This is a genomic window from Marinobacter orientalis (assembly GCF_004792665.1).
GTDB lineage: Bacteria > Pseudomonadota > Gammaproteobacteria > Pseudomonadales > Oleiphilaceae > Marinobacter > Marinobacter orientalis.
The window spans coordinates 364802-378587 of record NZ_SRZX01000002.1 but is presented as its reverse complement, the minus strand read 5'-3'; the positions used below and the strand labels follow the sequence as shown (position 1 = coordinate 378587).

Annotated in this window: 11 protein-coding genes; 5 read left to right on the top strand and 6 right to left on the bottom strand. The window is 59.0% G+C overall.

All coding sequences use genetic code 11. The features are described 5' to 3' along the window. The first annotated feature begins 9 nt into the window (after nucleotides 1–9). A complete protein-coding gene (leuA, locus tag DIT72_RS09925; protein ID WP_135955076.1) occupies nucleotides 10–1710 on the top strand; it encodes a 2-isopropylmalate synthase in 1701 nt (566 codons plus the stop codon). A gap of 78 nt (nucleotides 1711–1788) precedes the next feature. Here leuA and DIT72_RS09920 read toward each other — a convergent pair whose 3' ends face one another. From DIT72_RS09920 to xseA, 3 genes are all read right to left on the bottom strand, one after another. Beyond that, nucleotides 1789–2001, bottom strand: coding sequence for a cold-shock protein (locus DIT72_RS09920; protein WP_027832312.1), 213 nt, complete (start codon nucleotides 1999–2001; stop codon nucleotides 1789–1791). Between the two features lie 328 nt (nucleotides 2002–2329). Then, nucleotides 2330–4204 (bottom strand): acetate--CoA ligase, encoded by a 1875-nt coding sequence (locus DIT72_RS09915; RefSeq protein WP_135955075.1) that lies wholly within the window; start codon nucleotides 4202–4204, stop codon nucleotides 2330–2332. Nucleotides 4205–4312: 108 nt separating this feature from the next. Beyond that, nucleotides 4313–5692 carry an exodeoxyribonuclease VII large subunit gene (gene xseA / locus DIT72_RS09910; protein ID WP_135955074.1) on the bottom strand — a complete coding sequence of 460 codons (1380 nt, stop codon included), beginning with the start codon at nucleotides 5690–5692 and terminating at the stop codon, nucleotides 4313–4315. A gap of 190 nt (nucleotides 5693–5882) precedes the next feature. Between xseA and guaB the strand changes: the two genes are divergently transcribed. From guaB to DIT72_RS09890, 4 genes are all read left to right on the top strand, one after another. Next, nucleotides 5883–7346 carry an IMP dehydrogenase gene (guaB, locus tag DIT72_RS09905; protein WP_135955073.1) on the top strand — a complete coding sequence of 488 codons (1464 nt, stop codon included), beginning with the start codon at nucleotides 5883–5885 and terminating at the stop codon, nucleotides 7344–7346. Between the two features lie 64 nt (nucleotides 7347–7410). Continuing rightward, nucleotides 7411–8988 carry a glutamine-hydrolyzing GMP synthase gene (gene guaA / locus DIT72_RS09900; protein ID WP_135955072.1) on the top strand — a complete coding sequence of 526 codons (1578 nt, stop codon included), beginning with the start codon at nucleotides 7411–7413 and terminating at the stop codon, nucleotides 8986–8988. A gap of 80 nt (nucleotides 8989–9068) precedes the next feature. Next, complete coding sequence (locus DIT72_RS09895; protein WP_228260781.1) at nucleotides 9069–10442, top strand: nicotinate phosphoribosyltransferase; 1374 nt, start codon at nucleotides 9069–9071, stop codon at nucleotides 10440–10442. Then, on the top strand, nucleotides 10435–11454 hold the full coding sequence (locus tag DIT72_RS09890) for a hypothetical protein (RefSeq protein WP_135955071.1): 1020 nt from the start codon (nucleotides 10435–10437) through the stop codon (nucleotides 11452–11454). The genes DIT72_RS09895 and DIT72_RS09890 overlap by 8 nt, the downstream gene beginning before the upstream one ends. Before the next feature lie 26 nt (nucleotides 11455–11480). Here the strand turns inward: DIT72_RS09890 and DIT72_RS09885 are convergent, their stop codons facing one another. Genes DIT72_RS09885 through DIT72_RS18365 form a run of 3 tightly spaced genes read right to left on the bottom strand, consistent with a single transcriptional unit; the run spans nucleotide 11481 to nucleotide 13780 of the window. Continuing rightward, the gene (locus DIT72_RS09885) at nucleotides 11481–12464 is read right to left on the bottom strand and encodes a ribose-phosphate diphosphokinase (protein ID WP_135955070.1); all 984 of its coding nucleotides are present in this window, start codon (nucleotides 12462–12464) and stop codon (nucleotides 11481–11483) included. After that, nucleotides 12461–13123 carry a dienelactone hydrolase family protein gene (locus tag DIT72_RS18370; protein WP_135955069.1) on the bottom strand — a complete coding sequence of 221 codons (663 nt, stop codon included), beginning with the start codon at nucleotides 13121–13123 and terminating at the stop codon, nucleotides 12461–12463. The genes DIT72_RS09885 and DIT72_RS18370 overlap by 4 nt, the downstream gene beginning before the upstream one ends. Before the next feature lie 9 nt (nucleotides 13124–13132). Next, complete coding sequence (locus DIT72_RS18365) at nucleotides 13133–13780, bottom strand: phosphoribosyltransferase (RefSeq protein ID WP_135955068.1); 648 nt, start codon at nucleotides 13778–13780, stop codon at nucleotides 13133–13135. Between the last annotated feature and the right edge of the window lie 6 nt (nucleotides 13781–13786).

Here is a 13786-nt window from a genome sequence, read left to right as displayed (position 1 = left end):
ATCACCCTTATGGCATTTGATCATCGTAAATACGTTGCGTTCACGCCGGTGGCCAAAACCGATCGTCGCTGGCCGGACAAGGTCATCACGACTGCACCGCGGTTCTGTGCCGTGGATCTTCGGGATGGCAACCAGGCGCTGGTCAAACCCATGTCAGTGGCGCAGAAGCAGCGGATGTTCGATCTGCTGGTAAAACTGGGCTTCAAGGAAATCGAGATCGGCTTTCCGGCCGCAAGCCAGCCGGACTTTGATTTCTGCCGCAAGCTGATCGAAGAGGGCCGGGTTCCCGATGATGTCCACATCCAGGTGCTGACCCAGGCCCGGCCGGAACTGATTGAACGTACCTATGAAGCGCTGAAAGGTGCCCGCAAAGCCATTGTCCATGTGTACAACTCGACCTCCACGGTCCAGCGCGAGCAGGTTTTTGACATGGACCGGGCCGGTATCAGGGATATCGCTGTCAACGGTGCCCGCGTCGTCAAGGCTAATGCCGAGAAATATCCGGATACCGAGTGGACCTTCCAGTATTCGCCGGAGAGCTTTACCGGTACCGAGCTGGACTACGCCGCAGAAGTGATTGACTCTGTCAACGATGTCTGGCGCCCGGACCAGGGCCAGCCAGTGGTGATCAACCTGCCGGCGACCGTGGAAATGGCCACTCCCAACGTTTTTGCGGACCAGATTGAGTGGATCTGTGACCATGTCCGTTACCGCGAGCACATCTGCATCAGTGTTCATACCCACAATGACCGTGGCTGCGGCGTGGCAGCAGCAGAGCTGGCGGTGATGGCCGGGGCAGACCGGGTTGAAGGCACCTTGATGGGCAATGGCGAGCGCACCGGCAATATGGATCTGGTGACCATGGCCATGAACCTCTATTCCCAGGGCGTGGATCCTAAAGTGGACCTGTCCGGCATGGCAGAAATTACCGATGTAGTGGAGGCCTGTACCGAGATATCCACTCATCCGCGCCATCCCTATGCCGGTGAACTCGTGTTTACCGCATTTTCCGGCAGCCATCAGGATGCAATCCGCAAATGCCTGAGCAAACGCAAAGACGGTGATGCCTGGCACGTGGCCTATCTGCCGATCGACCCGAGAGACCTGAATCGCCGCTATGAAGAAGTGGTCCGTATCAACAGCCAGTCCGGCAAGGGTGGCGTTGCCTATGTACTTGAACGTGACTACAACATCAGCCTGCCGCGCTGGTTGCAGATCGAATTCAGCAAACTGGTGCAGCGTGAGGCTGAAACCAACGGCGGAGAGATCGACTCGCTGACCATTCACCGGCTGTTCGAAGACCGTTACCTGCAGGTGAACAGGGCCTGGGAGCTGAGGTCCTACGACCTGCACCGTGATGACGAAGGCGTTGCCGCAACCGTCAGCATTGGTTCCGGGGACAGCCCTGTCACCCTGGAAGGACATGGACTGGGTGCCGTGGAGGCTGTTTCTGCAGCGCTTGAGTCGGAATACGGCGTGCAACTGGCAGTCGAGGCTTATGATGAATTCGCACTGGGTGAGGGTACCAACGCCAATGCGCTGGCCTGCATCCGGGTAACAGTCAATGGCCAGCATTGCAGTGCGGCAGCGTTGGCCGAGGACACTACCTCGGCCACCCTTCAGGCCCTGTTCTCAGCGGTTTCCCAGGTAGTGGGCGAAGCCCGGCAGCAGGGTGCGGTCAGCAAAGCGGCAGCCGAGGCGGGTGCCTGACAACAAAAAAGCCGGCGGCTGCCGGCTTTTTCATCTTCCCTGTGCCCGTGAGGGGCATAGGGCGGGATTGCGTAACACTCAGACCGGGGTTACGTTTTCCGCCTGGGGTCCTTTCGGGCCCTGTGTAACGGTAAACTGCACCTGCTGGCCTTCGGTCAGGGTGCGGAATCCGCTCGCGTTGATTGCACTGTAGTGAACGAATACGTCACTGCCACCGTCCTGAGCGATGAAGCCAAAGCCCTTGGACTCGTTAAACCACTTTACGTGGCCGGTTTTTGTATCATCTGACATTGATCTTTCCTGTATTTCCGAGATTTTGCCCTCACGGGACCGTCGGTGTTCCTGCGGAATTACCGATGCTGCAAAAATCCAGAAAGTACTGAGGAAAGTGGCAACGAAACGCACTTTGGCAGGACGTTGGAGCGCATTCACCAAATACCGCTGTATTTTCACAGCATTTTCAGTATAGACCGAGCTGGGAATGCGTCAACGCTTTTTTGGTACTTTATTCAAGTTTTTAAAGCCGCAAAAACAACGAGTTGCCATAAGGTTGTCACTAACCGAAGCCTGCCGGCTGGCCGGTTTCGGTTAGTGATGGTGGGTCGATATCCTGCTGGTATCAGTGTTTGAGCTGCTGGCTGATCTCCTCCAGTATCGACGGGTCATCAATGGTGCTGGGGACGGCGTACTCCTCACCATCGGCAATCTGGCGGATAATACGGCGCAGAATCTTGCCCGACCGTGTTTTCGGTAGCCGATCAACCACCAGAGCCCTTTTGAAGCAGGCGATGGCGCCGATCTTTTCGCGGACCATTTCGACCAGCTCCTCCTCGAGTTCATCGTGATCGATGGTGGCTCCGTCCTTGATCAGTACCAGTCCAATGGGGATCTGGCCTTTCATTTCATCATGGGCACCCACCACGCAGCATTCGGCAACGGCCGGATGAGCAGCCACAACTTCTTCCATCTCCCCGGTGGAAAGCCGGTGGCCCGCCACGTTGATAACGTCATCGGTTCGCCCCATGACGAACACATAGCCATCATCGTCGATAAAGCCGCCGTCACCGGAGCTGTAGAATCCCGGAACCGGTTCCAGATAGGTTTTACTGAAACGGGCGTCATCTCCCCACACGGTTGTCATACAGCCGGGAGGTAGTGGCAATTTGACGGCAATCTGGCCCTGCTCGTTGGCAGGAACCTGTCTGCCTTCCATATCCACTATCTGAACGTTGTAACCTGGTGAGGGCACGGTGGCAGAGCCGGGTTTGGTCTCCATCATTTCGATGCCAATCGGGTTGCAACAGATTGCCCAACCGGTCTCGGTCTGCCACCAGTGGTCGAGAACAGGCAGGCCGGTATGTTCCTTGAGCCACTCGTAGGTGGGAGGGTCCAGTCGCTCCCCGGCCAGGAAGATGCGTTTCAGCGAGCTGACGTCATAGCGTGTCAGCTGGTCTGCCTCAGGATCTTCCTTGCGTACCGCGCGGAACGCTGTGGGCGCAGTAAACAGCATATCGACGCCATGATCCCGGACGACACGCCAGAAGGCGCCTGCATCCGGTGTTTTTACCGGCTTGCCTTCGTACAGAATGGTGGTGCATCCGGCAAACAGGGGCGCATAGACAATGTAGCTGTGGCCAACCACCCAGCCGACGTCCGATGCTGCCCAGAACACATCGCCCGGGCTGGCGTCGTAGACCAGGCTCATGCTGTAGCGCAGGGCCACGGCATGGCCGCCATTGTCGCGGACAACCCCTTTGGGCTTACCGGTGGTGCCGGAGGTATAAAGAATATAGAGCGGGTCGGTGGCTTTTACCGGCACCGGATCAACCGGGCTGGCCTGGGACACCAGTTCGTTCCAGTCAAAGTCGCGCCCATCCTTCAGTTCTGCCTGCACCTGCGGCCGCTGAAAGACAATGCAGCATTCCGGCTTGTGGCCCGCCTGGTCGATCGCCCTGTCCACCAGCGGCTTGTACTCGATAACCTTTTTAACCTCGATGCCGCAGGAGGCGGTGATCAGGGCTTTAGGCTCGGCATCATCAATGCGTACCGCCAGTTCATGGGCGGCAAAGCCCCCGAAGACAACGGAATGAATGGCACCGATGCGTGCACAGCCGAGCATCGCGATGACGGCCTCCGGAACCATGGGCATGTAGATGATTACCCGGTCTCCCTTGGTGATGCCACGGTCCTGAAGCGCACCGGCGAAGGTTGCCACGGCGCGGGTAAGCTCGTTATAAGTGTAGGAGTCGGTGGTGCCGGTGACGGGGGAGTCGTAGATCAGCGCTTTCTGTTCGCCGCGGCCGGCACGGATGTTGGCATCGAGTGCGACATCGGACGTGTTCAGAACCCCGTCCGGGAACCACTGCCCATGGCCGTTATCGGTTGCCTGCCAGATGGTTTTGGGGGGCTCGATCCAGTCAATGGCCTGAGCCTTTTCCCGCCAGAATTCTTCGGGCCGGTCGATGGATTTCCTGAATTCGGAGTGGTAGTCCATAAATTCCACCTCGTCGAGTTGTTGTTCTTACGTTTAGTTACAACAACTGTAAGCGCTTTGAGGTACAGGACTACTAGACCATAGGCTAACGCTGTGCGCCCGTGATGATTATTGGCTCCCGGAATTGACTGAAATCACATTTGCCTCGAGCTCACCGCTGGCCACCCGGGCGGTAATCCTGTCGCCAGGCTGCAGGCTTGTGGCCTGGCGAACAATCTCACCGTTCTCCTGCTGGACGATTGCATAGCCGCGGCCGAGGGTAGCCAGGGGGCTGACTACATTGAGGGTCTGGCCGGTGTGCTCGACGCGCTCGCGCCGCCGGGTGATGGCTTCCCGGGCTGCCCGGACCAGGCGTTCCGCCAGTTGCCTGACATCGGACTGGCTGTCGCTGAGTTGTCTGACGGGGGACTGCATCGCCAGGCGCTGGGTGAGGTGCATGGCTCTGACCCTGTCGCGCTCCAGGCGCCGTCCCACGGCCTTGCTCAGCCGCAGGTCCAGTTCGTCCATGCGTTGGGCTTTTTCCAGCAATTCCCGCCGCGGGTCACGGAGCCGGGCCGACAGGTGCTCCAACCGGGTCTGCATGCGCTTGAGGGCGCGGCTGGCGGCACCCGCGAGTCTCAGTTCCCGCTCCCCGAGTTGTCGTAGCCAGTCGTTCTGGTCGGGGGAGATTTTTTCGGCTGCGGCGGACGGTGTCGGCGCACGCAGGTCTGCCACGAAATCGGCAATGGTGACATCCACTTCGTGGCCGACCGCGCTCACAGTCGGCAGCGGACATGCCGCGATAGCGCGGGCCACGGCCTCTTCATTGAAGCACCAGAGATCCTCCAGAGAGCCGCCACCGCGGCCAATGATCAGTACATCGGCAACACCATGGCGGGCAGCGCGGGCAATGGCGCGAACGATGTCAGCAGTCGCCGCCTTCCCCTGGACGGCCGTGGGGTAGAGAGTCACCGGTATGGCCGGGCACCGCCGTGCCAGTACAGTCAGGATGTCGTGGATGGCGGCGCCGGTTGAGGAGGTGATCACCCCGATGTGCCGGGGTGTTGTGGGAAGAGGTTTCTTGCGCGCAATATCAAACAGTCCTTCCTGCTGCAGTTTGCGCTTCAGTTCCTCAAACGCCTGTTGCAGCGCACCCAGGCCGGCTGGCTCGATATGCTCGACAATAATCTGGAAATCACCCCGGTTCTCATAAAGGGTGACCTTGCCACGGATCCGCACCTGTTCGCCTTCCGCGGGGATCTCCCTGAGCCGCTGGTTGAAGCTCCGGAACATGGCGCAGCGGATCTGGCACTTGCGGTCTTTCAGCGAGAAGTACCAATGGCCCGAAGAGGGGCGGGAAAAGCCGGACAGTTCGCCCTCAACCCAGACCTGCATGAAGCTGGCTTCAAGAAGGTGGCGGGCCTGGTGGTTCAGTTCGCTGACACTCAGTGCCCGGGGACGGGAATCCTGAAAACCGCTGTCCAAGGAAGACGCTCCGTGTTGATGCATACGCATAAGCCGAAAAAGGAGGTAAAAATAGCGAAATTTCAAAAACATGCAACCCGGCATGGAAAGATCGCCGGTTTACTGTCAACCAAGGCCCATTTATAATAGATCGATTAAGGATTTTGCTTTGCTGCAGCCCGTCGGATGCGGCACATCAATCCTCCAATCTAGCATGTTCAAAAGGCGGATCCCAATGCTGCGAATTGCCGAAGAAGCGCTTACCTTTGACGATGTCATACTCGTGCCCGGATATTCAGAGGTACTTCCTCACCAGGTCAGCCTGCAAACGCAACTGACCAAAGGTATCACGCTCAATATTCCGCTGGTATCAGCTGCCATGGATACCGTTACCGAAGCGGACCTGGCTATTTCAATGGCGCAGGAAGGTGGCATCGGCATCATGCACAAGAGCATGTCGGTGGAGCAGCAGGCGGCAGCGGTCCGTAAGGTGAAAAAGTATGAGAGCGGCGTGGTCAAAGACCCGATCACCGTGACGCCGGATACCACTGTCCGCGAACTGGTTGACATCACCATGGCCAACAACATTTCCGGCCTGCCGGTGGTGGATGGCCGCGACCTGATCGGGATAGTGACCGGCCGGGACATCCGTTTTGAAAGCCGTCTGGATACCCCGGTTTCCGAAATTATGACCGGCAAGGACCAACTGGTGACAGTCCGGGAGGGTGCGGATCTGGAAGACGTCAAGGAGCTTCTCCACCGTCACCGCATCGAAAAAGTACTGGTGGTTAACGACGAATTTGAACTGCGTGGCCTGATTACCGTCAAGGACATCCAGAAAGCCAAAGACTATCCGCTGGCATGTAAAGACGATCAGGGCCGTCTCCGGGCCGGTGCAGCGGTGGGAACCGGCGCTGACACCGAAGCCCGTGTCGCGGCGCTGGTTGAGGCCGGCGTGGATGTGATCGTGGTGGATACTGCCCATGGCCACTCCAAAGGGGTTATCGATCGGGTTCGCTGGATCAAGAAACATTTTCCGGAGGTCCAGGTGATCGGTGGCAATATCGCCACGGCTGACGCGGCTATCGACCTGGCAAACGCCGGTGCGGATGCGGTCAAGGTGGGAATCGGCCCCGGATCTATCTGTACCACTCGCATTGTTGCCGGAATTGGTGTGCCCCAGATTACCGCGGTATCCAATGTAGCGTCAGCGTTGAAAGACCGTGGCATTCCCGTAATCGCTGATGGCGGTGTGCGTTTTTCCGGAGACATTTCCAAGGCCATCGCAGCCGGTGCCTACAGCGTCATGATCGGTAGTCTGCTGGCCGGTACCGACGAGGCGCCGGGTGAAGTGGAGCTGTTCCAGGGGCGCAGTTACAAGGCCTATCGGGGCATGGGATCGATCGGCGCCATGGGGCAGGGCTCCAGTGACCGTTACTTCCAGGATGCCAGCAAGGGTATTGAAAAACTGGTGCCGGAAGGCATTGAAGGCCGGGTGGCCTGCAAGGGCCCGATGCGGAATATTGTTCACCAGCTGATGGGTGGCTTGCGCGCCTCCATGGGCTACACCGGTAGCGCCAACATGGAAGAGATGCGCACCAAACCGGAATTCGTCCGCATAACCGGCGCCGGCATGCGTGAGAGCCACGTTCATGACGTGACTATTACCAAGGAAGCCCCCAACTACCGTATCGGCTGATTATTGTCGTTCCAGGCGCGGCTCATGGTATGAGCCGCGTTTTTCTTTCTGATCCGAGGATTTCATGGCCCACAACATCCACGACCACCGCATTCTGATTCTCGATTTTGGCTCTCAGTATACGCAGCTCATCGCACGCCGCGTTCGGGAAATCGGTGTCTATTGTGAGATCAAGCCCTTTGATATCACCGATCAGGAACTGAAGGATTTTAACCCCCAGGGCATCGTCCTGGCTGGTGGCCCCGAGTCTGTGACCAAACTTGGTTGCCCCCGGGCACCGGAAGGGCTGTTCGAAAAGGGCATCCCCGTACTCGGCATCTGCTACGGCATGCAAACCATGGCCGAACAGCTGGGTGGGCGTGTAGCCAGCTCCGAGAAACGTGAATTTGGCTATGCCCAGGTAAAGGTACGTGCCAAGGGGCCGTTGCTTGAGGATATTACCGATCACCTGACCGCGACCGGTGATTCTCTGCTGGATGTGTGGATGAGCCATGGTGACAAGGTTGTGGTCATGCCCGAGGGTTTTGAGCTCCTGGCATCGACAGAAAGCGCGCCAGTCGCCGCCATGCAGGATCTCAGCCGCAATCTGTACGGCGTCCAGTTTCACCCGGAAGTAACCCATACCCTGCAGGGAAAGCGCATTCTCGAACACTTCGTGCTGAACATCTGCCGATGTGAAGCCCTGTGGACTCCCGCCAAAATCGTTGAAGACGCTGTCCGGCAGATCCGCAACCAGGTTGGCAGGGACAAGGTGTTGCTCGGGCTTTCCGGTGGTGTGGATTCCTCGGTAACAGCGGCGCTGCTGCACAAGGCGATTGGCGACCAGTTGACCTGTGTGTTTGTGGACAATGGCCTGCTGCGCCTGCACGAGGGCGATCAGGTGATGGATATGTTCGCCAGCAACATGGGCGTCAAGGTCATCCGTGTGGACGCGGAAGACCTGTTCCTGTCCAAGCTCAAGGGTGTTGATGACCCCGAGAAGAAGCGCAAGATCATCGGTAACACCTTCATCGATGTTTTCGATGAAGAAGCCACCAGTATCCGCGATGTGAACTGGCTGGCCCAGGGCACCATCTACCCGGATGTGATCGAATCGGCTGCTTCCAAGACCGGCAATGCCCATGTCATAAAATCCCATCACAATGTCGGTGGCTTGCCGGAAACCATGAAAATGAAACTGGTAGAGCCCCTGCGGGAGCTGTTCAAGGATGAGGTGCGCCGCATCGGGCTTGAGCTTGGCCTGCCGTACGATATGGTCTATCGGCATCCGTTCCCGGGGCCGGGCCTGGGCGTGAGAATTCTGGGTGAGGTCAGGAAAGAATACGCCGAGATCCTGCGCCGTGCTGATGCCATCTTCCTGGAAGAACTCCATCGTGCCGACTTTTACCACAAGACCAGCCAGGCCTTTGCGGTCTTTCTGCCGGTCAAGTCAGTGGGCGTCGTCGGCGATGCCCGCCGCTATGAGTATGTGGTGGCGCTGCGTGCGGTGGAAACCATCGACTTCATGACCGCTCGCTGGGCGCACCTGCCTTACGATTTGCTGGAAACGGTTTCCAACCGTATTATCAATGAGATTGAGGGCGTATCCCGGGTAACCTATGATATTTCCTCGAAGCCACCTGCCACCATCGAGTGGGAGTAGCCGAGCGGGAGTAGGGGGTCAGCCCCGGACATTCGGGCCAAAGCCAAAACGCGCCAGTCGGGCGCAGTCATGGAAGAGGAATGATGAATCATCTGGGCGAACTGAAAACAGAAGAGTTGGGTCTATTTATCGATCTGTATGAGCTCACGATGGCCCAGGCCTATCACAGTGAGCAACTGGAGGATCGGGCCCTGTTTACCCTCCACTTTCGCAAGCTGCCCGAGCAGCGGAATTTCATGCTCGCCTGCGGTCAGCACTACGCGGCGCTGCTGGCCACGGCCCTTCGTTTCCCCCCCGAACAGGTGGAGCAGCTGGCATCCCTTGATGTCTTCACCGACGACTTCCTGCAGTGGCTTGGCGATTTCCGCTTCACCGGTGACATTCGTGTCCTGCCAGAGGGCACGCCGGTGTTCCCTCATGAACCCCTGCTGGAAGTGGAAGCGCCGGTGATCGAGGGGCAGTTGCTCGAGACCCTGTTAATGAATTATGTCAGCACTGAGACCGTTCTCGCCTCCAAGGCGGTGCGCATGGTCATCGCCGCCGAGGGGCGCTCAGTGGTGGATTTCGGCATGCGACGCATGCACGGTTATGATGCCGCCCTCCGGGGGGTCAGGGCTTACCGCACCGCAGGTCTGGCGGCAACCAGCAATGTCCTCGGTAGCTTGCGCTACGGACTTCCCGCCAATGGCACCATGGCCCACTCCTACATCCAGGCCCATAAGGACGAGATGAAGGCATTTCGCCACTATGCGCGGCTGTACCCGGGCACCACTCTGCTGGTGGACACCTATGACACCATGCGCGGTGTCGACAAGGTCATCAGGCTGGTGAAAGAGGAAGGATTCGAAGTGGGTGCCATCCGCCTCGATTCCGGAGACCTGGCAGAGCTGGCCAGGGCCTCCCGCAAACGACTCGATGAAGCCGGTCTGGATCAGGTTCGCATCGTGGTCAGCAGTGGCCTGGACGAGTGGTCGATGCGGGAGATGATCGATGCCGGAGCACCGGTAGATGGCTTCGGCGTGGGTACCAAACTGGGTGTATCGGAAGACGCTCCCGCCATCGACCTGGCCTATAAGCTGACCGAGTACGAGGGAGAGCCGAGGCTGAAAAACAGCCCCGGCAAAAAGTTGTTGCCGGGGCGCAAGCAGGTGTGGCGTTTTCGGGATGCTGATGGTTGCTATAGCTACGATGAAATCTGCCGCGACACCGAGCAGCGGGACGGCGAACCCCTGCTGGTGACGGTGGTTCGCAACGGCGAACCGGTAGCGCCGGAGCCGGACATTGAAGAGAGTCGCGAGCGGGTCAAGCGCGCCCTGGATGAGATGGGTCCGGCACTGCTGGCCCTTGACCGGGCAGAGAAAGACTACGACATCCGGATCAGTGCTGAACTGGACCAGCTCTATTGTGATGCGCTCGAGGCGGTGTCGGAAAACGGGCCCGATAACCGTGCCTGAGACGTCGCGTCTACCTGAAATCGAGGAAAAAGTCGCGTTCCTGTCAGACGCTGCTTCCTATCCGGTCGAGGCTGATAGCGTGGAAGTGCTGGAAACCCACATGTCCTGGGTCTTCCTGGTTGGTCCGCGGGTTTACAAACTCAAAAAACCGGTGGCTCGCCAGCTGTTCGATTTCACGAGTGTTGATAACCGCTATAAAAACTGTGTCGAAGAGGCTCGTCTCAACATCCGGCTGGGTGGTGATACCTATATCGGTGTGGAACAGTTGAGCGTTGTAGCAGGCGGCGGGCTGGCGTTAGGCCGGCAGGGGATTCCCGTCGACTGGCTGGTGGTCATGCGCCGCCTGCCAGTGGCCTCGATGCTGGAAACGCAGATTAAATCCGCAACAGTGGAGTACCGGCGGGTCAGGACCGCCGCTGAGTTGCTTGCCCGTTTCTATGGCAGTGCTGCAAGCATTCAGCTTTCCGGGGAGCAGTACCTGGAGCGATTGCGGCGCGGCATCAGTGAAAACTACCGCCAGTTGACTGATTATTCTCTTCCCGAGGATCGGGTCAAATCGGTCTGCGATCAGCAAATGGCTTTGCTTGAAAGGAATTCGGTACACTTTGCTGATCGCGCGACCGCGGGCTGCCTCGTCGAGGCCCATGGTGATTTGCGTCCGGAGCACGTCTGCCTGACGGAGCCACCTGTAGTGATCGACTGTCTTGAGTTCAGCCGCGACCTGCGGATCCGGGATCCGGCGGATGAATTGTCCTTTCTGGCGATGGAGTGCCAAAAGCTTGGGGACCAGAAGGTGGGCAGGATCCTGTTCGAGGTTTATGGACAGATCACCGGAGATGAACCGGAAGCCTGCCTGGTTGCGTTCTATAAAGCTTACCGGGCTTCAGAGCGGGCCAAGCTGGCCATCTGGCACCTGGACGACGACTACCAGGAAAGGCGCGGTCCGTGGCGGCAAAAAGCATTGGATTACCTGGCCATAGCCTCCGAGTATGGCGAAGGTTCGGGTAGCTGAAGCGTTCCCTGCAATGAAATCCGGGTTCAGGACTCCAGATCTGTCACGTCTCTTCCCTCGTGCAACGCAGTGATCGTATCGGCGATACCCGCAGTGATATCCACCAGCGAGACCTTGGTATCAAGCAACTTCGACGGCAGGGCCGGAGGCACAGTATTGCCGAGAATCACCCTGGAAAGAGCCGGCGACGTCAGTTTGTCTGCCGCATCCTGGGAGAAAACGCCGTGCGTGGCGATGGCAATCGCGTCCTCCGCGCCCTGTTTCCTGAATGCCTCTGCGGCCCGTTGCATTGTGCCTCCTCCCGCGATCAGGTCATCCAGAATCAGTACAGTGCGGTCGCGGACGTTGCCAACCACAGCAGAACCGCTCACTTCGCCGCTACTGCGGTGTTTCTCCATGAATGCGCTGTCCACGGGTCGCTCCAGCCGCCTCTCCAGTGACTCACGAAAGAGTTCCGCACGCTTGATACCGCCCACGTCCGGGGAGGCTACGGTGACTTCCCTGTCCCGGAGTTGGGGCAGGAGGAAGTCGATGAACGCTTCCCTGGCACTCAGATGCACTGTGGGACAGCGAAAGGCATTCTCGAAAGCGGCGCGGTTGTGAACGTCCACTGTCACCATTGTATCAACCGTCATAGCCTCGAAGAGTTGAGCGATGTAGCGCGTAGTGACAGGATCGCGGGACTTGGTTCTGCGGTCCTTGCGGGAGTAGCACAGGTAGGGCACCACGGCGGTGATCCGGGCTGCGCCATTATCGCGAAGGCTGGCCAGTAAAAACAGCAGACGTGCCAGCTTGTCGTTGATGCTCAGGCCATCGCTGCCATATAGCGACTGAACCACGAAGACATCGCGGTTACGAACTGTCTCCAGCGGGCGGATCTTGTGCTCCCCGTCTTCGAAATCCCGTTCCTCGTGTTCGCCCAGGGGTATCCCCAGATGGGCCGCCACTTGCGAAGCGAAATCGTTGCCGCTGTCCAGGCAAAACAGTGCTATCCGGTCGTCGAGTTTCATGGTTGGGCTCCAGCCAGGTGATCCGTAAACCAGTCTGCAGCCGCTTTCTGGACGATATCGAGCTTACCGGGTTCCTCGAACAGATGGCTTGCGCCCGGGACGATTTTTACCTCGTGATCACAGTTCAGCTTTGCAGCCGCCTCCCGGTTGATATCTATGACGGTGGAGTCCAGACCACCGACGATCAAAAGGGTCGCTGCCCGAACACGGGGGAGGGCGTTGCCGGCGAGGTCGGGGCGTCCGCCCCGGGATACAACCGCTCTGACGTGATCCGGGTTTTCGGCAGCCGCGACCAGCGCCGCAGCCGCGCCGGTGCTGGCGCCGAACAGGCCCACTGGCATCGCCGCGGTCGCCGGCTGCTCGGTGAGCCAGCCCACGGCTTCGCTCATACGCCGGCTGATCAGTGGAATGTCAAAGCGGTGCTCCCGGGTTCGGGCATCCACTTCGTCCTCACTGGCGGTGAGAAGATCGAACAGCAAAGTCCCCAGGCCGGCGCCGTTCAGGAATTCGGCCACCGCCTGGTTGCGGGGGCTGAGGCGACTGCTGCCGCTGCCATGGGCGAAGGCGACAATGCCGGAGGCGCCGTCAGGAAGATTGAGGATCCCTTTGAGGGATGCGTCCGAAAGTTCCAGGACAACAGAACGGGAGTTGGAAACCATAGTCTTGCCTCACTCTTTCCAGAAATGGCCAAGCAGCTGTCGCACCTCGTCATCCGAAACCTGGTGGAAATCGCGGTACCACTGTCCGATGGCACGGAAATTGTCGGGGGTTTCCAGGCAAACGACGTTATCGGCGCTGCTGCGGAGGTTTCTGATGGTGTCGGCCGGAGCCACGGGAACGGCCACGACAACTTCGCGGGGCCGGTGGATTTTGAGCGATTCCAGGGCTGCGCCCATGGTGGCCCCCGTGGCGAGGCCGTCATCCACAAGGATAACGGTGGCGTCGCTCAGATCCGGCCAGGGGCGATCCCCGCGGTAAGTCTGTTCCCGTCTCTCCAGCTCCCGGCGTTCCCGCTCGGCCACCTTTTCGATCGCCTCGTCACTGATATCACGGTAGTCGAGTACCTGGCGATTGAGAACACGGGCGCCGCCACTGGCGATTGCACCCATGGCGAACTCCTCATGGCCGGGCATCCCCAGTTTCCTGACAATCATCAGGTCCAGGGCCGCACCCAGGTGCCGGGCGATTTCTGCGGCCACAGGGACGCCGCCCCGGGGCAATGCCAGCACCACAAGGTGTTCGCGGCTGCGATAATCTTCAAGTGCACGGGCCAGCTCGCGGCCGGCCGATTTGCGGTCCTCTATGGGTAGTTCCATCATGCA